General features: G+C 41.7%; 6 protein-coding genes and 1 tRNA gene. 1 reads left to right on the top strand and 6 read right to left on the bottom strand.

From position 1 onward, the window contains the following. Positions 1-47: 47 nt before the first annotated feature. Together IEX02_RS03570 and IEX02_RS03565 are read right to left on the bottom strand one after the other, a co-directional pair. The gene (locus IEX02_RS03570; protein ID WP_188690357.1) at positions 48-554 is read right to left on the bottom strand and encodes an RDD family protein; all 507 of its coding nucleotides are present in this window, start codon (positions 552-554) and stop codon (positions 48-50) included. Between the two features lie 90 nt (positions 555-644). Beyond that, positions 645-1,565, bottom strand: coding sequence for an SMP-30/gluconolactonase/LRE family protein (locus IEX02_RS03565; RefSeq protein ID WP_229702027.1), 921 nt, complete (start codon positions 1,563-1,565; stop codon positions 645-647). Between the two features lie 736 nt (positions 1,566-2,301). Here IEX02_RS03565 and IEX02_RS03560 point away from each other — a divergent pair. Continuing rightward, positions 2,302-2,388 (top strand) — tRNA-Leu (locus tag IEX02_RS03560). Positions 2,389-2,710: 322 nt separating this feature from the next. On the opposite strand, the gene IEX02_RS03555 is transcribed toward IEX02_RS03560, so the two are convergent. Genes IEX02_RS03555 through IEX02_RS03540 form a run of 4 tightly spaced genes read right to left on the bottom strand, consistent with a single transcriptional unit; the run spans position 2,711 to position 21,243 of the window. Further along, positions 2,711-4,840: a UvrD-helicase domain-containing protein gene (locus IEX02_RS03555; RefSeq protein WP_188690354.1), complete on the bottom strand. Its 2,130-nt coding sequence runs from the start codon at positions 4,838-4,840 to the stop codon at positions 2,711-2,713. 1 nt (position 4,841) lies between these two features. Beyond that, positions 4,842-11,285: a DEAD/DEAH box helicase gene (locus IEX02_RS03550; RefSeq protein ID WP_188690351.1), complete on the bottom strand. Its 6,444-nt coding sequence runs from the start codon at positions 11,283-11,285 to the stop codon at positions 4,842-4,844. Positions 11,286-11,290: 5 nt separating this feature from the next. Continuing rightward, the gene (locus tag IEX02_RS03545; protein WP_188690348.1) at positions 11,291-16,207 is read right to left on the bottom strand and encodes a protein NO VEIN domain-containing protein; all 4,917 of its coding nucleotides are present in this window, start codon (positions 16,205-16,207) and stop codon (positions 11,291-11,293) included. Between the two features lie 8 nt (positions 16,208-16,215). Next, complete coding sequence (locus tag IEX02_RS03540) at positions 16,216-21,243, bottom strand: Eco57I restriction-modification methylase domain-containing protein (RefSeq protein WP_188690345.1); 5,028 nt, start codon at positions 21,241-21,243, stop codon at positions 16,216-16,218. Position 21,244 lies beyond the last annotated feature (1 nt).

The following is a 21,244-nucleotide window of genomic DNA, read 5'->3' as shown; positions in this document are numbered from 1 at the left end:
GATTGATGAAGTTTTGACCAGAAACAAAATGCCTGTAAATAACAGGCTCAGATGTTTTTCCAGGCCTTGTGGTGATTGGCATCCTTGCTCAGAACCAGCATTTCCGTGTGGGCCAGCCTGTCCTGCAGTGACAGTTTGTGTTTGATATCCACCAGTACCAGCAGGGTGCCCAGCCCGCCTAGCGAGCAAATGAGTCTTAACAGTGCTCTGCCGTAACCCATGGGTTGTTCGTTGGTACTGAACAATCGTAGCCGCCAGGCGCGCATACCTATGGTTTGCCCCCCATTACGCCAAAACCACAGAAAGAATCCCAAGGTCCATAATGCAGACCAGCCGAAAATAATCCCCGAAAACACATTGGAATGGCCGATGACTTCCATACTGTGTTGATAGCCTTGCTTATCCAGTACCCCATTTTCTAACAGAATAATCAGCAGTACGGTGATTAGAATGCCCGCTACCATAAAAACCGCCAGGGCGACTAAGGCATCGTAGATCATGGCGGCCAGACGGCGTAAGAATCCGGCGCGGGGAAAAGCGGCTTGTTCGGTCATAAGGAAACCCGGCTAGTCAAATCAGTGCGGAGTCTACCAGCACTGAAGCTGATGGGGTAGCCGGGGAGGGCCATTCGGCCCCATGGCTAGTTAAGGATAGGGCTGATCTTTCGCCTGCTCGCGCAGCATGTAGGCACGGCCTGGGTGCTCTACTTGCAAAGTTTCAATTGCGCCCCGTTGCTGCATCGTGACATATAAGGTTTTGCCATCGCTGCCACCAAATGCCACGTTAGTTGGATGCTGCCCCTTTAGGCGATACTCCCGAACTAATTCCCCTTTGGGAGATAACACCGCTACTGTACCCGCGCCGTAACGTGCTATATATAGATTTCCCTGGGTATCGGTGCGCATGCCGTCCATGCCATGGTCACTGAATTGATAAAACAGGCTTTTATTGACCGGCTTTCCAGTGGCGTCCAGTTCATAACGCCATACTTTGCGCTGCACAGATTCATTTACATATAAGAACTGCTCGTCGGGGCTGACTTCCACACCGTTGGTGGTGCCCATATCCGCTTCTACTAGCTGCACCTTACCATCCGCGGTAATCATCCACAGCTGGCCTGTGCTTTTTGACCAGTTAGGGTCACTGGCGTAGACCGTATCACTCGCACTAATTGCGATATCATTGGGCTGGTTCATGGCTGGTTCGTGGGCAAAAACGCTAACATCACCGCTTTGCATATCAACGGCTAGCACATTGTGGTTTACGTAGTCGGCAACCAGCAGTTGTCCACGGCTGTTGAAACGTAAACCGTTACCAATAGAGTCGCCTGGTAGTTTGATCAATAAGTCGGCCTGGTCTTTGTCTGTTATCCGGCCGATGGTGCCCTGCTCAGCAAAATTTACTGCATAAAGTACACCTTTGGCATCCACTACTGGGCCTTCAACGCCTTTGGTGAAAACGCCTTCAGTGATGTAATCGGTACTGTCTGGTTGGGTGCTGTCCTGTGCGCAAGCCATTAGTGGTAGCAATAACGCCATAGTGCAAAAAGAAGCGCGGTAAGTCATTCTCTGTATCCATCGGCGGCAGTGACAAATTACCCTGGCACTTCTGCGGCCAGCAGTCACAATGCTGAGCAAGTGGGTAATTAACCAAATTGCCTAGTTAGGTTGTTAATTATTCACATGATGCGGAAGGCTTGTATAAAATTCAACTCTCTTAAGCTCTGGTCTTGAGCCCTATTAAGGGGGCGTGGCTCGCTACCTTTTCAGTAAATAGCGGTTTGCTTGAGCGGTGCTCTTAATTTTTTGCCGTCTATCAAACTGCAAAGGCCCCCTATGGCTATCGCTTTCTTAGCATAATACACTGAGGTGATTGTTTATTAAGCATTTGTGACGCTGTTGCACACAAAGTACTTGCATGACCAAAGCCAGTCGCTATAATGCCTGCCACTCTGATAGCCAAGCCCTTGGCATCAATATCAGAACTAAGACCTCCCTTAACTGAGAGGCCAGATTGGTAGACGACGTGCAGGATGCACGAGTGTCGCGAGAGACAGGAAGTCGAAAGCGACCGCAGCGAGAGTGCTAAGCGCTCTTAAATGTTGAAAAGCCAAACTGTTTAAAAGACCTCCCTTGCCTGGGTGGCGAAATTGGTAGACGCAGCGGATTCAAAATGCAAAGCGCCTAACAATAAAATTAAGGCAAGTCATTGAAAGGTAAGCACCTTTTGACTAAAACAAGCTAAAAATTGCTTGCAAAGATTTGCAAAGTTTTCAGACCTTGCACTTCAGCCAAACCCAAAGCCTGGGTGGCGAAATTGGTAGACGCAGCGGATTCAAAATCCGCCGATGGCAACATTGTGTCGGTTCGAGTCCGACCCCAGGCACCATTCTTTGCAAGGAATTTTAGCTTTCAAAACCGACCTTTGTGTCGGTTTTTTTGTGTCTCGCATATTGCACTGATGACTAATTGGACTGTTTGTCTTTAATTCAAAATCCGCCGATGGCAACATTGTGTCGGTTCGAGTCCGACCCCAGGCACCAATCTTTGCAAAATATTTTTGCTTATTAAAACCGACTTTAGAGTCGGTTTTTTTGTGCCTAAGATCAGCTAGTTTTTGATGCTTTTTAAAGCGCTGAGCATGTCTTACTGGACGATAAGCAGTACCTAAATCGTGAGGCGAGGCGTGTCTACAGATATTCTTCTGTGCCTTATCGCCTGATAAATCTGGTTAACTGTCCTTGACAGGATATCGTCAAACTTCTCATCGCACGGGTCATGGCTACATGCAATAATGCCCTTTCAGATAACTCGTGTTCGCGCAATTCAACGGGGTCATCTGACCTAAAGTTTTGCAGTGGTATTGTCTGTTGATTACAGCCAACAATAAACACGTTCTGGAATTCCAAGCCTTTTACCCTGTGCATGGTGGCAATTCTTACGCCTTCACGGTGTCTATTATCTACTCCATTTGCCATCACTTCATATGTCGTAATACCTGCTTTGGATAGTTCCTGACCAAATGCATCACGAATCGACTTCGTTCTGGCAACTAAACAAATATCTTGAAGTTTCGCACCTGCCGCTTCCAATTGTTCAATTCGCTCGATTACTGCGTCTGCTTCATCACTGAAACTATTTGTTGTGATGATCTCTGGCATTTCCCCGTGCATAAGGGAAATGTAACCTTTGCTCGTATCCTCACCATCATCCAAATCGTCAACATGAACGTTGTTGAGCACTGACACCGCTAATTTTTTGGTCTCTTCCGTGGTTCTATAGTTAACCCGTAACTTTCTACTGCGCCCTAAAATGCTTATTCCACAACGACCAAGAACAACTTTATTTCGATAAATTCGTTGGTGACCATCACCCACGATAAATATGTCATTTTTGCCCTCCTGTACGATACGCCTAATCAGCTCATAAGCCTGCGTACCCATGTCCTGCCCCTCATCGACAATAACTGACTCATACATAGGCTTGATATTTTTAGCGTCAATCAGAGCAATACAGTCCCTCATTGCATCAGGCATTTCCTTTATTTTGTTGTGATTTAGCTGAAGTAAGTATTCTTCAAATACAGTCCAAGCGAGCAATCTCTCCTTGCGATTTAATCGCGTTCCTCGTCCGTTTCTTCTTGCTCTGATGTATTCAGCCTTGTCGGTGATACTTTGTTCCTGAATAACTAGTTTCCATTCTTCCTCATAAAAATGATCAGAAAGGTCGAGTTCAGGTGACTTATTGTCCAATGCCCGTTTCCAGCTATTCACACGTTTAGGGTTACTATCACCCGGGTAAACTATGTCGTAGTTATAGTTATTACGTTTTAAAAATTGATGCACCCATGAATCAATATTGACCGTTTCAATTGATGACAACTCCGTGTGGCTACAGATTTGTTCTAAATGTTCTCGAATATCACTGGCCAAGTTTTTAGTGAAAGTGGTAAACAACACCTTCTTGTTGGGCACACCATCTAATGACGCAGCTAACCATTTAGCTCTATGGATTGCAGCTACAGTTTTTCCTGTTCCTGCCCCTCCCAATACACGTACAGGACCATTCCAATCACGCTCAACAATTTTGCGCTGTGAAGGATGGAGGAATACACGCCACTTTTCTAACGGCGCATCCAGCATTTGCTCTAGCGCTTCATCATCGACAACCACAAAACGTCTTTTTGAGCCTTCCCTTATCAAAGCAGCAGCAAAGTCTTCCGTATCAACATCATCGACAGAATTGTTACGATAATCTTCCAGTACTTCTTCGTAAGGAATACCCTCGGCCAGAAAATACATGGCTTCAAATGCATCATTAGGAAGTTTATCTTGGTATGTTTCGAAAGTAGCCATATCCGGCATCGCAACTATTTGATCGGCAAATTCTTCTGGGAGGCCTAGTTCGATCAATTGCTGTTTTGTGTATTTTTCAAACAATCCAACTGAAGAAACGTCTTTGTTCGGAGTATTAGTTTGCTCTACGGAAGGTTCCACTTCGTTGATTTCAGATGCATATAACTGAATAGCACCTGTTTTAGGATGAATTTTGCACTGATGACGTCGAGCCCAAGCGTACGCTTCGTCGTGATGATCAACCCACAAAAGAATATAAACATTGCCTTGGTTAGGTTTTAAAACGATGCCCCGATACGCTTGATCAATTCTTACTGAGCGCATATCACTGTTGGCCGCATCATTGATTTTCTCGTAGTTGATTCCCGGACTTAGGGGGTCACTTCGAAATTTACTGACAAACTGATTGACCTTTTTTTGCTGAGCTCTTGGTAATCGCAAAATTGCCGTTAGAAAATCTTGCGAAATCGCTACTTGAACATCCATATCAAACTCCCAGTTTTTCTTTAAGTTCTTCTATCAAAGCGGTATTAATTGGGGTACTTAGGCAATACCAGCCCTGCTCTTCAAACAGATTTGCATCGTCACTTTCATCTTCTGTAAACAACGCAACTTTTTGAGTGGCCCATGCCAATTCAGCCATACCAACAACTTCGTTATCTATTACAAGTTCGTAGCCTACTTCCGGTATCACGTCTCCCAGTGAGCTTAACAGCTCAACATTACCGGAAATAACAGTTTCCGCGATGATACTTTCCCATTCATGAGAAACACCATTTGTAACGTTGTTTTCAGGCACATCATTTTTGGTGTTATCAACGTCAACCATACTCTTTGAGCAGAAGGAAATATCATCCAAAAGTTGCAAAGTGTTATAAAGCTTCCAATACCCGATTAGTGATGATTTGAAGTGCACGTCGTCATGCTGATTATCATTAATACAAACGTGGATCTTCATTGCTTTCATTAGAAAGCTGCAATCGGCCTGACTCTGATTAAACTTTGCTTGCGTGAACTTAATTAGAGGTAGAGCAATAGTTAATTCAACAAGTTGTTCAGAGCTATCAAGACAATCCATTAATCCGCCGAACCAAAAATTTTCTTCTTGTAAAAACTCTTCGATACGATAAAACGGTGCATTCTCTTTTAGTTCAAATTCCAACTTCTGCACTATCTCTGGATTTTTACTGCTGATACCTTTGATCGGATTTAGCCAACAAAATGCATGGACTGATGCCGCATGCATCAGTTGTGCTGAGGAAGTGACGGGATCTGCCAACAAGTCTGAAAGCAAGTGAAAACTGTTTCGCTTGTTTATCACTGCATTCCATTGATTATAATTTTTACCTGTCAATTGCCGTTCAGCATTACCAAACATATTGCGTAGCTTGTTATTTTGGAACAGCTCAAAATATTCTTTTAAATGGGCTGTATCTAATTTTTCCAAATCATCCCAATACAACGTCCAGACAAGAAATTTACCTGATTCTCTAATAGCATTTCGTTTTGCAGTATCCTCTCCTACCTTGTCACAGTGAAACTCATATCCATCGAGAAATACCGCTATAGGTAAAATATGCTCTTGGTTTTTAACTGGCCAGAAAACAAAATCGGGCCGACAAGCCATTTCGACACCCATTGCACAGTTTAAATCAACTTGTGGTTCGATTTTCCACGCCTGAGTGATCTGTTCATTTCGTCCAACAGTCAACACATAACCATTCTTTCCATTTACGATGGCGTTGTTCACTTTCCACGGTCTTCCCGAGGCTTTTAGAGTGTCAATAAACTTATGCTCAAGTTCGCTATCCAGTAACGAGTTTGGATTTACTTGCTTTAATGTATCGATCTCAACAAGTTCATTTCGCCTTTCCAATATCTTTTGAAAAAGCGACTTTGCCAAATCTCTTGAAATTTTCGGCATACGCTGACGATCACGATAGGCATAAATGCATTTATAACAACCATCTTTACTTGGATCTTGATTGCATGAACACGAATCCAGTTTTAGGAACGACTTTTCTATTAGGTTCAAAAGATTTTCCGGAGCATCCATTAGTGATTTTAAGTACCCTGTTCCACCCGGTACGGTGTCATAAATGACCAAGTAATAGCGTCGCCCCTCTCCAGCGTTCACTGGTTCGCTGTAAATAGTACTTTTGATATGGTCGATACTTCCCTTGAAATAAAGCTTAATTCCAAGGTGTATTGCTGCTGCAAAGGTCGCTTCATTGGCGGAATTAATGGAATAGCTTGAAACCGGCAATAAAATTCGCACTGCTTCAGAAGTCAACTCACGATAAAGGTATAAGCAATCGATGAAGTTTTGCTCATCTAACGCAGTTTCAGGATTTTTATTGTAGGCACAGGTCAAATCATGCTTAAAGCTTCTGCTCTTCTTTGTCTTGACCATCCCACATTTGTTGCAAACCTTAAACCCCGTTCGATAGTCTTCATCACCTGCAATCGAACTTTGCTCGGCTTGATTATCGGGAACACCAAAATTGATATCTTTAATATTGATTTTTTTAACAAAATCAAACCCGAATACCACTTCTTCGTTATCAATTTTATAGGCAGAGTGAACATCCGTATCATCATAACTGACAAGCATTTGCCGTTTGTAGAACTTAGGTTCCCTGTTGTCAGCATCATCACTTATCTTTGCGTCTCGTTCGTTGGTTCGCGCATAAACCTGACGAAGCTTAAGCATTTGAGTGAGCTGGCCATTATCGTTCCAATTTACGCTGTCACACTTTGGGCAGGTTTTATATGTGTCGCCAGATACATAAATATCTTCGCTGTAATTACAATTGTTGCAGACACGCCAAGTTTCAACCGTTGAGACACTGAGGTCGACTTGCTCAATCTCAACCTTATTTCCTCCTGCATAAAAATGATTATCCGGAGCCAACTCTGAAAGCGCCGAAGCCGCAGGCCGTTCGTAGTCATATGTGTTTCGTTGAAATTTAGTACCATCTTTGTGCGACTCAACTTGCTCCTTTCTGCGCCACAAGATAGACCGAATAGTGACACCTTCTTCAGGAAATGCGTAATTAGGTAACAAACCTTCATCAGTGAAAAAGTTAAGGGTTTGCTTGCCGTTCATTTGTCGGATGAGTGATCGTATGGCCGCTCTTTCGTTGTTCAACAATTCAACTTTTTCATTGTGGTCAGCTTCTTGAACAACAATTTTCTCCAATTTCCTTAATTCAGAATCAATCGTCGATACGCGTTTTTTAAGGCCTTTCCTATCATTAACTAATTGTGTAATCCGGTTAATAATACGACCACTTAGGGACATATGATCGTCATTATTGCCCCGTAAAAAGACAGACAATGACGATTGAATATCTTCATCCATTGAGTCGAAAAGCATTGTGAACTCTTCTAGTAGTTGACCTTGATGCTTTGTCACAAAATCAAAGAAATTGTAGGGAAACAAATGGGTGTGATTACCCTCAACAGAATTAAGCAGATCGCGTACGCTAAACGGAATTTCGGTTTCTGACACGCCCGTTTTCACCCACGAATCAAAACAAAATGCTGTGAGCTGACGCTCCAATACAGCATTTGCTTTAAGGAAAACGCCGGGAGGCTGAACAGAGCCTGCCATCATATCTAAGGGTTCTTGGTAATAATAAAGGTCGTGAGAATTGCCTTCACTAAAAGTAACATTGAATGCATTTCCGTCACGCCTACCTGCACGACCTATTCTTTGAAGGTAATTAGACTGCGCAGGGGGAACGGAGCACAATGCGACACTGGATAAATCTCCAATATCTATCCCCATTTCCAAAGTAGGTGTCGCGGACAACAAATTGATATCCCATTTGTCCCGCCCTTTAATGAAAGAGTTTTCGACACGCTCTCTTATATCCCGTTCCAAAAGGCCCGTATGTTCAAAACCATTGATACGAACTAATTCAAAGTTACTCCATTTCAATTGTTTTTCTTGGTAATTTGAAGGCTTAAATCGTCCTCTACAACTTGGCACCAAACAAGGTGCTTCTGTCCAGTAATTAACTAACTGAGTATCAACGTTTAATGGTGTACCACAGTCTGAACATTGCACTTTCGTCAGTTCTCTCGTAACAAGAGTGGCATCAGGATTTAAACCAAATACAGCTTCGCCATTTACATCACTGGCAACTAAGATCCCTGATTTCTTCAATTGATGTAGTATTCTGATGAAAATAAGCTCAGAAAAACTCGTCGCAAAAGCTTCATCGTCAGCTAAGATATTTTTCAGCAATGAAATTAGATAAATCGAACTTGTAGTGCTTTTTTTCGCTAAATAATCAAAGTGATTAGAGACTTTTTTTACGCTTATAAATCGTGGTTTTCTGGATCGTTTCCCCCAACTAGGCATGTAATGGCGGGTTTCACCAATTTTATTATGAACGTACGTGTCCCCTGCATTTGTGATATAACTTTTTAAACTGTAATGCGCGATCCCACCGTTGGTTGCCAATAAATGCAAGAAAGTAACAATAAATCGTTCTACCTGATTTATGTTCAAATTGCTGAGTACCGTCACTTCCTCCAATAAAGTCGCATGAACTCGTGTAGCGACTTGGTCTAGCACGTCTCGATTAAAGGTGAGTGAAGCAAATTTAGATTTGGATAGTGAGCGCCCTAAATGACCTTTGATACCAAATTCACTAATAACTTCCCATGCTAGTCTGGATTTCACATTTTTCGGTAAATTTGTATTCTTGGGTAACGCATTAGCTTCTTTTAATTCCTTAAAATGAGACTGCCATTCCATGTCTGGCGCAATGAAAGTGCCAACAAATGCACCATCATCTTCAAATAAAGCTCGCGCATAGTTAGGTACTGAATTGGCTAATTCCGAAATACTTTTTGGTTTCTCACTTTCAATCACTTTAGCGACTAGACTACGAATGAGTAAGGGGTATGTTCTTGCGGTAAAGAACCCGGCTCGGTGCGCAGCGTCCTGAACCGAGTCACTAAAGGTGATGAGCTGTTTATCTTCGTTGAAGTGTGAACCAAATAGTTGATGCGCCATCACACTGATCAAGCTAGCAGCTCGACTACCCAAAACACTAAGACCAGTCTCACTATTGCAAAACGGACAGTCATGATTTGCCACCAATACTGAGCCGCCATCAGCTAAATTTCGGCGTTTGGTGTCATCTGGCATGTAGACCAGCAACAGCTCGTCGTTCCCACAACTTGAGCATTGAGATGCACTAGAATCAAAGCTATTGAGCTTTAAACAGTGAGAACATAATTTATGATAGCGTCCTGTCTTGGCTAACTTATCATCAAACTTTTTGACCGGAAATATCAGGTTCGCTTCTGGTCTTTTATCAAAATAGAGCTGATAAAACAGCGCTAAATCATCATTAATATGAGACTCTGAGTTTCCTAGTACTCCGCCCCAACCGGTATTGTGACAATCCCGACAATGCATTACCGGTAAGTATTTAAGATCAGAGTCAATTTGTGTCAGGTCATCACTATATGTCAGCTTTGGAACAGCTTTAACACTGGCAACCATCCTGCGTAGTTCTCGAAGCCAAAGTTGATATCTTACTTGCAGTAACGGTAAGATTGGCTTCAGTTTGCCTTGGGCTGTTCTAATCGCAATTGCTTGCTCGTCTTCAAGAACCGGCTCTTTTGCTAAAGAAACCAGAGCACAAAAACTCTCAATACTATTAATGCGATGCTCTATTTCGCTTCCAGAAGATCCGAATAAATCCTGACTCAAAGATTCAATAGACGAGATCGCTCCATTAAGTTTATCCAACAATCGATGGAAAAAACGATGCGTTTTAATTGCATTACCCAGTTGAATCCGTTGCTCAATGCCAAGATCTGTATCAAGTGGTTGAGTCACCAACAACTGGTCATTTTTAAACCACGCCAATATCGCCGCATTCAAGTAGTCCGTAGGACTCTCGTAATCCTCAAATTTCGGAACATCCTGTTCGTCTGGTGAGGAAAAATATTCTAGTGAATATTTGGATAAGTATTCTTTTGCACTGTATCGGTCTTCGGCAATAACTGATGACAATTCAAAATCAGAGTCGAATATATCCTTGGCATAATCGATTAACTCGTCGTAATTGTCACCAATGGTTGCAGAGGTGCCAATACAGGTCAGGTAATCTTTTGGAACGCTTAAACGATGTTTCAAACGTCGAATAAGGCAAGACAAATCCGTCCCTTGCGCACCATCAAAGGTATGTAATTCATCAACGATCAAAAATTGCAAACTATCTGGTTTATTGTGCTTCCAGATAACTTGGTCTTTAGGTCTGAGCAGCAAAAAATCCAGCATTTTGTAATTTGTCATCAAAATGTCAGGCGGGCTTTCCCGTAATGTATCCTTACAAGTAATGACCTTATCAGGCCCCATGACTTTGCTTTTTTCACTGTCTTCCTGACCAACAAACAAACCTACCGTGACCTTGTTCTTAAGACCGTCGTTTGACGAAATGGCTTTAGCGAATCGTTTTGCTTGGTCTGTAGCCAAGGCATTCATGGGGTAAATAATTATCGCTTTGATGCCTTTGTCTTTGATCGAAGCGCAATAATCTAATACCGGATTCATAAAGCATTCGGTTTTACCAGAGCCCGTGCCTGTTGCAACAAGTGTCGATAAAGGCTTTGCAGCAGTCAGGCGCTCATATGCATTAGCTTGATGCTGATAGGGTATAAATGGCAGGTATAGGTTTTTAAAGTAATCCCTAGGTAAATGACTCTGTCTAAAGGGTAAGCTCATTGAAATGTATGGACCTTTGGAGAGGTTATCTTTTCCCTCCAAAAAATCTTCCATCACATTAGTGTTAACCCCAAATGGATTTGTTCTGGAAAACAGAGGTGAACTCATTTCAAACGAGTGCAGTAAAAATGCACGAATCGCTTGCTCGGTTTGGCGGCTAACAATACTAGGTAACATCTAATTTAACCTTCCTTAGCTACTGATATCTTTTGAATGAGGATGCTGATATCAGCTTCGACTTCTTCCACACTATATAAGGTCCAACCATCAATTTGTTCTTCTGGCTCTTCCAGAATGACGCCGATCTGTAATTCAGGCCATGCAAACTCAAGTTCAGCTATAACCTCAAACTGGCTATTTGAAATTTCAAAGCCCACTTCCGGCATTGCTAGTTGATGCCGCTGGAATTTTTGGTAGAGGCTTTTTGTTACCTCATCGAAAAACAGATCATCCAAATCAATTTCTTTGGACGCTACTGTTGTCAAAAGACTTGCAACTTTCGCCCAATTAGCATCGAAGTAATATCGATCAATCAAACGTGCAGGGTTAACAAACTTATGAAGTTTCGGATGTGAAAGTAAGTTTTCTACAACCACTAACCAATAACTGTCGCCTTCTTCTAAACACTTTTCCATTTGAGATTTGGACAAAGCAACGCCTGTTCTATTCCAAGCCCCGCGCTGACCTTTTACCTCAACAAACACTAATTCACCGGTAGAGGGATCGGCTGCTTGGATATCAAATCCTTTGTTTACCCCGCCAAGTAATTCAATATTTTTGAAGCCTTGTTCATCCAACCATTGCTTTACATATAACTCGGCTTTATTACCAAAGTTAATATCATCTCGTTCTACTTTGTCTGAACGATCATGGGTTTCTTCGCTTTCAACATAGCTAAACAGCCGATAGCCGACTGGTGATGCGCTTGTTCGAGGTGAATTCGAAGCACTCCTACTAGAAGGACCGTATTTGCCATTTTCGTCGTGTGTTTTTGACTGTCTGCTAGATTCTCTTTTCGGCTTAAGCGATAAAACCTCACGTTTCGGAGTCTCGCCACTACCATTGTTGGATAGTAACGTTTGACCTGTAGATACTGAGGGTACGTGTGGCTGTGCCGAATCTATTCGTCCCGAATTGAAGGATGAATCCTCGTACTCGAACTCATCAAACAACTCAGCATCATCAATTTTGGTTGGGTTATCAGAATTGTCTGTAGCAGGAATCGTTGAAATGGGGACTGCGTCTTCATCATCAAATTCATCTGAAGAGTATTCAATTATCTCAACAACACATGTGTCATCATTCTCTATTGAATCATGGCATTCTTCATCAAGATATTCACTTCCAGTCGCTACTGGGTCCGATTCCACTTGCTGATCATAGAATTCTTCAGATGAATGTACTTTTTCGCCGTTATCACTCGACTGAACTACTTCATCATTATCTTCCGTTACAATTACCCCATCGGCTAGTTTCGATGAGTCAAAAATAGCCTCCAAACGTTCCCTCTTTTCAGCATCAAGCTCTAACCCCTCTTTTTTCAAGACACTTGCTAAGCGATTTTCGGATTCAATATCAATAAATACACGAAGATATTTCTCGTGTTGAGCTGCCTTTTTGCCAAAAAACGTTCGAGCAATACTTAAAGCTAATTCGTCTTTAATGTCAGCAATCTCGTGCTTTTCCACCAGTATTAAAGAACCACCAACAGCATCATAAAATCCCAATTCGGTTGTCACTTCAACGTAGTGTTTAGCGGCCAATGTGTATTTAACAGTTAGTTGCTCACAGAACTGTTCTGTTGAATGAAAAAACGTGCATAATTTATCCGCAAGTTCATCATCATGGCTGAAATGGTCTGCAATGTAGTAACAAATAGCCTTTTTTGCGGGTATTGCGATTTGAGGATCACCGATCACTTTTCCGTTTAAGATATGACCAATCTGCACATCAATGAACTCAGAGGCCTTTCTAACCCCGATTTGCTCGAAAAAATTGTAAAACTCTGTTGCATTCGACCACGTGAAATACACTGATGGATCATCAGCAAATAGTTCTTTTGTCTTACCATCATCAGCAACAAATATGCCCTTATCCGGCTCCAACCACACACCTTGATCTGAGCTAATTTTGCATTGCGCTTTAAAACTATTCCAAACGGCATCCGCACTAAAATCAATACTTCGCATCATATGCATTAGTTGTCTGATGATAGTATTAAGTCGCAGTAAATTTTTATTTGATAGCTTTTCGTTTAACGCACTAACTTCTTCGTATGCCGCCAAATAGGATGCTAGGCCGTGATATCCCTTAACGCCTAGAACATCAACAAAGTAGTACCTTAACCTTTCAGGAATATAACCGGACAACCCAACAAAACTGATCCCTAAATCAGATTTATCCTCCCAAGTAGCTTGTTGTGGCGAAATCCATTCATTTTTAGGCTCGGGTAAATAAATAAGTTGCTCTTGAGTCAACCTGCGTTTAATACGCTCTGCTTCACCCGGGTCTTTCCAGTTTGATAATGATTCATATGCTGAGATTAAAAACGTTTTATCAAAGTGACCCGTCTCTTTGCTGGCTTTAATTTGATCCATAAAGCCTTTTGGTGTGGGTTCAGTGACAAGGCCGAGTTTTTTAGCAAATACCTTAGTGAAACTGTCTTTTAAGTAGTTTAATGAATTACCAAAAATGCTTCGCTCTGACTCAGAAAAGCAATGCAGTAATGGTGATGGTTTGACGAAACCGTCATTGGTACTTAAAAGCCAACGATGGTTTAGTAAAAAATATCCAAGTTCTGCTTCATTACTGTATTCTGATACGACTTTCTCATCGTTTTCATAAACCCTGTATAGCCATTTATAAGCGGCTAGTCGATTGCTCTCGGTTTTCCAGTAATCTCCATTTATGAAAATTTTAGGTCTCGCAGACACTTCTGAGCCACCTTGGACTGGTATTTCAAAAGGACGGACAAATTCATCAATTTGGAATGACTCTAAAAATATCTGAGCAAGGTCTTCATCTTCCCAGTTCAAGTAATCTTCATGTAATTCAACGATATGCTGGAACTCGTCTTTGGATTGATAAATTAGTTTCCAATTGGGAGCATCAAATAATGAACTAGGTGCCACATACCGAGTATGATTTTTTGGAAAAATCCATTTTCCTGATGTACTTTTAAAGGGCAATACCTCACTTAGCTGCTCAACCGTTTCTTCGGGTAAATCCTCAATATTGCTAATCAGATACTTACTTACTGCCTCCAACGACTCAGGCAAACAGGCTGTTTTATTTTCCGCTAAAAAGGCATAAACAGATTGTTCAAGATAACTAATTGCATGCACTTCATCCACATCGAATAAGTTACGAATCCCCGTTTTCACGGGCTCAGGGATCAGTGAATAAAAACCTCGATCAATATAATTGGGTTTGGTCGATTCTCCTTTAGCATTAAATAAAATAGGTACTTCATGGCTTTCAGAGCTTGGAAGGTAAAGATTTTTGTATTTAGCGCATTGCAAACCTGAATCGCACTTAAATATCAGGCAAGTTCTCAAAGCCTCGGTATTATCGCGGTATTTATATTGTGTATATCCACGGGAATAGCCACCTGTAGTAACACTAGTAATCTCGACCAAAGCACCAATAAGTTGTTCATCTGTAAGTACGTCGTCTGTTTGCAGAGCTTGAATAAGCTCAAGAAAATGTTGCTTCTCAAACCTTTGCAAGCCAATCTTTTGGCTTATTTTTGATATATTCCCGTATTCATCATAAGCAAGATGCTTTGATAACCGCTCGAGAATTGTCATTGGCCAGTCTTTTAAAAACTTAAAGGATTGCCCTAGTAATAAGACTTCCGACGGAAGAAGGTATCTACCCGACAATGTTGGAATACAAGCAGTTCGAGTAAGCTCATTTATTACCTTTTCAGCCACTATTCGCCAGTAATATTGATGTTGGGCACTACTGCTCTGTTCAGGCACCCAAATCCAACGCGAAAGCTCACCTTTAGTAGATAAAATGTCTCCTAAGGTTGATGCAGCGAAAGTCGCGACTTCTTCTCGCATCCAGCTATTCCATGCTAAATCCTGCCGAATCGCTTCGCGACTAGCATTAAGAATAAAGTCAGCGTTGACTAAAAATGGTAAACCAGTGTCAGATTCCGTGGGTAGATAACAATAAAGCGGACTTTCCTCCAACTCAAAATCGACCGGGAATGCCAGCGAAATGTCTCGCTTGGTAACATTTTCCCTAAGGTTACTTTTTGAAGCTTCTGGAACTGCAACTCTTTGTGATTTCAGTAGATACTTGGAGTGGCTTTCCCCCGATGAAGATTTAACCTTTAGTTCAACATAATCACCATCTTTATTTAATTGGTAATCTGCGAAGTAGTTTGGTGTTTTGATAGACACTTTTTTAAGCTTGCGAAGAAACAAGACTAATTCAGCTGACAGCTTACCCAACTCGTTCTGCACTTTTTCAAACATGCTGTCTTGATTCCCCTGACGATCTTGTAAGGGGAGCAATAAGGTAGTGCCTGTCTCTTTTGAATACTCACTAAAATTGCTATCTAACCAATACGGTACAATATACCCCAACCCAGTTTTTGGGTCGTCTTTTAGAAACTTAATTTGAAATCCGTTTGAAATGATATGTGGCGCTGGCGATACAACAAAAACCGATTTGAAGCCTATCCCTTTTTCACCAATATAGCCTGCGTCTTTCTGATTAGCTTTTGTCGATTTACCAATAGACGAAATGGCCCTGATGTTGCTCAACTCAAAACCCAATTCATTATTACGCACTACTAAACACCCTTTGCAATCAGCAGTGTTTGTCGGGTCGTGGGCTAGTAACTCAAAACTCAATGTAGGTGTTGAATTTTGTGGATAGTGGTTATCTTCCGCATTTTGAATCAGCTCAAAAATGAAATGGATATCTTTGGTATATAGCTGTTCAGACAGTATCTTTAATGCATTGTCGTAATCAGACTTTGCATCCTCCGGCAACAGGCATCGCCCAGTTTCCGGGTCAAAGTGATATTTATCTTTTTTAAACTGTTCAATTTGGCTTTTTGCCGAGAAAACTCTCTGATCCATCAGTACAACTACTCCTTATTCTCGCTAAACCGGCGCTCGAATTCTGCCCATACGGTTTTGTAATCTTCTTCACGGTCGCAGCGGTCAAATGGTGCGTGATATTCTATGGTACGCTCGACTGGGCCATCAGGGACGGTGTCATCCATATAGGTTTTAGTGACTATGCCGGATTTGAGATCTTTGATGTCTTCCCAACCTATTTGACCGTTTTCTTCATTCCATGGATTGTCTTCAGTGCCCGCTTTTAACTTTGAGATTTGCTCACTACCTTCAACAAAAATCCCGTATATCACACTGATATTGAAATCGTTTTTCTTGTTATATTTACGGTCAAGTCCGACTCCGCTCAATCCTTTACTTGAGGTAAAGACAATCCGTCCGTATTGGTCATACCAAGTATCAGCTTCGTATTGCCGCATTACCGGAAATTGAACACGATAAATAATGGTGAGCTCTTTTAATGTAAGCCCAATCGCCATTGCGGCTAAAACATCGATTTCAACTAGTGCTTGGCGCCGCGCGAAATAGGTGCGTAAGGAACACTCTCGAGTCCATTCACGATTAAGTTTATGAAAAATTTTATCTGGTAACCGACTATCCTTTTTCGCCCACACCATTCTTTGAAATTTCTCTAAGAAGCATGTCTCCCATAATTCTGCGAATGATGAAGATAAACAAACAAGTAAAAGCGCTCGAATGTGAATATGTCCACGAAACTTTTCATCATCAAGCACTGGTAGTTGATTAATTAATGTCGTGTTGGCATGTCCCATACCGGTACTTTTGACTCGGTAATCGACTGGAATTGAAAGGCACATCCCAAAATAATCAAGCAAATCTTCCGTTTTTTTGAAGGTAGTGCTCAAACATGTGTTTATATGCGCTACATTCTTAGGAACAATAGTCGAAATCATGGTTCGTTCTGAAGATGGCCCAATCATTTCCCGATTTACGAATCTGTAATAATCCGTCACAGGCCGCTGTGTAGGATACTCTAGCGGGTCAGCTCCATTATCTTGCCATTTTTTTATATCAGCCTCATCCAACCAAGGTACACGAGGCATTCGTTTCAGGTACTCAACATCATTACAAGCCGGGATGTAATTAGTGCGAGGTAAGTAGTCATCCGGAATATTGGACAGATCAATTTTGTCATAAGCTTGATTATGAGAACAAACTCTTCTGGGGGTACTATAGAATGGGTTCCCAACAAAAAAATGAGGCCCAGATAATATCCAATGATTTGTTTTTTTTGGGAATTGCGTTTTTCTTTTAATCGTCTCATCTTTCTGAGCATTAGTCTCATGCCACATTTCTAGCGAAATATATTCTCCACACAAATCACTTAACCGTCTTGACTGTACAGCAAATTTTTGAAGCACTGGGATAAGTTGTTGAGAGTGCAATGAAGGTAATCGTGCGGCCAGTACTGAAGTTCCCGCAGTGTCATACAACTTTGCAAAAAGAGCCAGCTTTTCGTCTGTCACTTCTATAATCCGCTCTGAATGTCCAGCTAAGTCCCACTTGCCGTCTTCTCGTTTAACTCCGGGAATTGTCCCGCCACCATTGTGTTCAAAAGAAGCTGATATTGTAGATGCGGAAACTAAGTTATTGATATTTTGAAAGTGAACTTTATTAGTTGGACTACCATATATGTTTATACTATATCGAAGCTGATCGTGTACTTCTGAGAATAGCATTAAGGCATTAGAAAATTGAAAGTGGCTTTTCAATCTCGGATAGACCAACTTTCGGAAGTCTCCCCCCTTAGGATCGTCGTAAATACCCTCGGGATGAAGAAACCCCGCTACACCATTGGTAGAGTTAACTTTCCAAGCTTGAGGTAAAAAACACTTATATAGATTCGTTTGTTGCCCTTTTAATTCAGGATAATTCGCTTCAGCGTTAAGGAAGTTTTGTGTACCTTCTGATTCGGAGAATTCGGTAAGATAAGCGCTTTCAAGCTTAGGAAACTGCTCGAATGTTTGTTTTCGAATTGTATTGAGGCTTGATGCAGAAAGCTTGTTCAATATAAACTTTGGTTCAAAGTCTCCCATTACACCGCTTTCCTGCCATTCAATCTTAAGCCATGGCGGATTACCCAAAATTAAATCGAAGCCTGAGTTCGTTTCAAAAATATCGGTAAACTCTAATTCCCAGTGGAAATATTTGTATCTTTCGGCCAAGGTATCAGCGATTTTCACTCTCGGCATCACATCAAAAATTACTTTTTTATTAAGCGTGCCTTTAGCTGTGATTAAAGACTGGTAATCAGCGGGACGCTCTGCCACTTTGGGCTCGGCAAATAAATCTTGCATAAAGCCTACTTCAACAGCCTCATCCTCAACAATGTCAACTTGGTCTGAGGGAGTTGTCTGAATATAACCATCTAATAATGTTTCGATATCAGACAAATATTCCCAACGCTCTGGCAATTCTTCCGCTTGGTCAATTGGCCAAAACCATAACGCACACCAATAATCCATCACCATTTTTAAGCGCTGATAGCTGCTTGCGCCATCAGTCATGGCTTTTTCTAGCATTTTATCTTTGGTTGCCATATTGGTGATGGACATAGCGTCAGCTTTATTTGGCCACAGCGGTAAATCGTCTGTGGTTAATTTACGCTGAAATGCTCGGCTTTTAGTATGTTCTGCCGAAAGATCATCAATTTTTTTACTAATGCGTTGAAGTGTTGATTTGTCCTCATCACTCCATGGTTTGTTGAATTCTTTTCGCCACTCGTTAATAGCCTTAATTTCATTCGGCTTTAAATCTTTAACCACTTTATCGGTGTAATTGGCCATGCCATTGTCACCCAAAAGAAAGTGATACACTTGGTGGTCTTCTCGTTGTTTACCGGGCTCAATACGGATTGGCGCTTGGTTTAACCAACTAGGCTGCTTTTGCGTTTTATAGGTGAGTTGGTGCGAGGGAAAAACTTGTCTACGAGCACCAATTAACGAGTTACCATTAAATAACTGGTAACCAAACCAAGGCACAAAAGCTTCTGAACTAATCGCATTCAACCATAAAGAAACTTCTGCCAGCTCCACGGCGACCGGGTTTAAATCCACACCAAATACGTTATTGTCAGCAATATACATTTTCACCCGTTGTAATTCGCGGGTGTACTCATCTTGAGGAATGCGTTTATTTTCAGCTTGCTGTTTAAAGTAAAGATAGTGCTCCGAGAGCTGATTAATTGCCTCGTTTAAGAACGCTGCACTGCCCATGGCAGGCTCACATACGGTTAATCTGATGATGACGTCAGCTTTTTCTTTGGCGGTTTTGAGTGGCTCAATTTTTTCTTTAAACAGTTCTTTGAGGGCGTATTTGACCAGTGATTTTGTCAAAACCTCCGGAGTGTAATATGAAGCCGATTTTTCACGGTCCCGCCCCGCCATTCGGTAAATAAAGCTACCTTTTTCAAACTTTTTATAACGGGTTTTCTTTTCTCCTCCTTCGTTCACGATATGAGTGACTTTTTCGTCTTCATCATATTCATTGAACTGTTGTTCTGTTACGAAATACCCCGTTTCAAGTTCGCTGTAGGCATCTCCCTTTTTCTTAACCTCGTATAAGGTTTCATGCGCGAAAAAACCTCTGTAGGAAAGCAATGCCTCATAAACGGCGCCTAATTGGTTAATGCCAAGCTGAGAATATGAAATACGACCACGACGTTTTTTACCCGATTTTTCCTTACTTAAGGACATCAGGTTTAATACCTGCTGCATGGTTTGGTTTGTGAACACCACTTTGTTGAGTGTCGGTGTACGTTTAGGGTCGAACAGGTGGCTATCTAACTGAGTCACGCTAAATACATCCAGCTTTTCTGTAGTTAAATCAGCCTTTGATTTGTAGCCTTTATGAATAAGTTTAAACAACAAGTTTAAGCTGTCGTGAATGTAACGGCCTTGCTTATCCGCCTCACTGTAAAGTGGCACGAGCTCTAGATCTCTCAGCGTTTCAAGGCTGTAGCCTTTTAAGTATGTCATCGAATTCAATGGGGCGTATTCGAGCTCTGGGCGCGCTTCAATGTAGAACAAGAAAAGTAATCGATACATATAACGCAAACATTCTCGGCTTAGCTCTTCAGGTTTAATTGCGCTATTACCGGTAAAGCTCGCTTTTCCTTGTGCTATTAGGTATTTAGTTGCTTCGTTGCCAAGTAATTCAATAGATTCACGTAAGGCATATTTCAGGTCTTCTGACACTGCAAATGCATGTTTATGGCTGTTCTCATCCAGATTATCGAGTAATGGCTGTCCGGTCTCAGGCATTACTGACGATTTATGTAATAACGCTGCGCAAGCTTTTAATGTGTCTGTTTCTTTTCGGCCTAAGATTTCTTCAAAATCAAAACGGAGCAGTCGATTTTGCGCCCACTTGGTTCTATCAATCAGCAGTGCTTGGCGATTACCTAACAGCAAAATCCAGCGAGGCGGATTTTCATCAGTCAGAATGTGTTTTGAAATAACTTCCTGCCAGCTCATTTTTAGCAACTGGCTATGTTTTTTCAGAAACTCTGGCTCCTGAATGACCGATTTATCCAATTGTTGCTGAAGGATGGATAGAGCCAATGGGTCTTGGCTATCTTCATCAAATTTATCATGAGCCTCAACGATCCATAAAAAAGGCTGCTCGTTTTGTTTATAGTTTGCTAAAATCGGCAAATGCAAACCCGATGTCAACTCAACAAAATCACTTTTCAGCGCATAACCAAGAGGCGTTAGGATATCTACCCAGCGTCGTCTCTGTTGTTGCAACCGTGCGGCAATATCTTTTTCGCGAGCATGTTCATTCAGTTGCTTGAAGTAACGTCCCGCATAAGAAGCGAGTTCAGAATAAGGAGAGCGAAATCCACGTTCAGGCTCTCTTCCCAGTGCTCGTTCTTTTTTCTCGTATTCACGCGCCACAGCTTCTTGATTGGTCCAATCTTCCATTACGCCACGAATATCAGACTCAAATACCGAAGTGAGGTAGTGATGGGAGTAAAAGTCGTTTTCGTTATAAATGCCTACAAGACTCGCCATG

This window comes from Bowmanella pacifica (genome assembly GCF_014645355.1).
Taxonomy (GTDB): Bacteria; Pseudomonadota; Gammaproteobacteria; order Enterobacterales; family Alteromonadaceae; genus Bowmanella; species Bowmanella pacifica.
The sequence above is the reverse complement of the archived record's forward strand: the minus strand, read 5'-3'. Positions and strand labels throughout refer to the sequence as shown.

What these genes read in the sequence shown, in the direction of transcription:
- IEX02_RS03570 (WP_188690357.1), bottom strand. Translation starts at nt 554, where the DNA reads ATGACCGAACAAGCCGCTTTTCCCCGCGCCGGATTCTTACGCCGTCTG.
- IEX02_RS03565 (WP_229702027.1), bottom strand. Translation starts at nt 1,565, where the DNA reads ATGACTTACCGCGCTTCTTTTTGCACTATGGCGTTATTGCTACCACTA.
- IEX02_RS03555 (WP_188690354.1), bottom strand. Translation starts at nt 4,840, where the DNA reads ATGGATGTTCAAGTAGCGATTTCGCAAGATTTTCTAACGGCAATTTTG.
- IEX02_RS03550 (WP_188690351.1), bottom strand. Translation starts at nt 11,285, where the DNA reads ATGTTACCTAGTATTGTTAGCCGCCAAACCGAGCAAGCGATTCGTGCA.
- IEX02_RS03545 (WP_188690348.1), bottom strand. Translation starts at nt 16,207, where the DNA reads ATGGATCAGAGAGTTTTCTCGGCAAAAAGCCAAATTGAACAGTTTAAA.
- IEX02_RS03540 (WP_188690345.1), bottom strand. Translation starts at nt 21,243, where the DNA reads ATGGCGAGTCTTGTAGGCATTTATAACGAAAACGACTTTTACTCCCAT.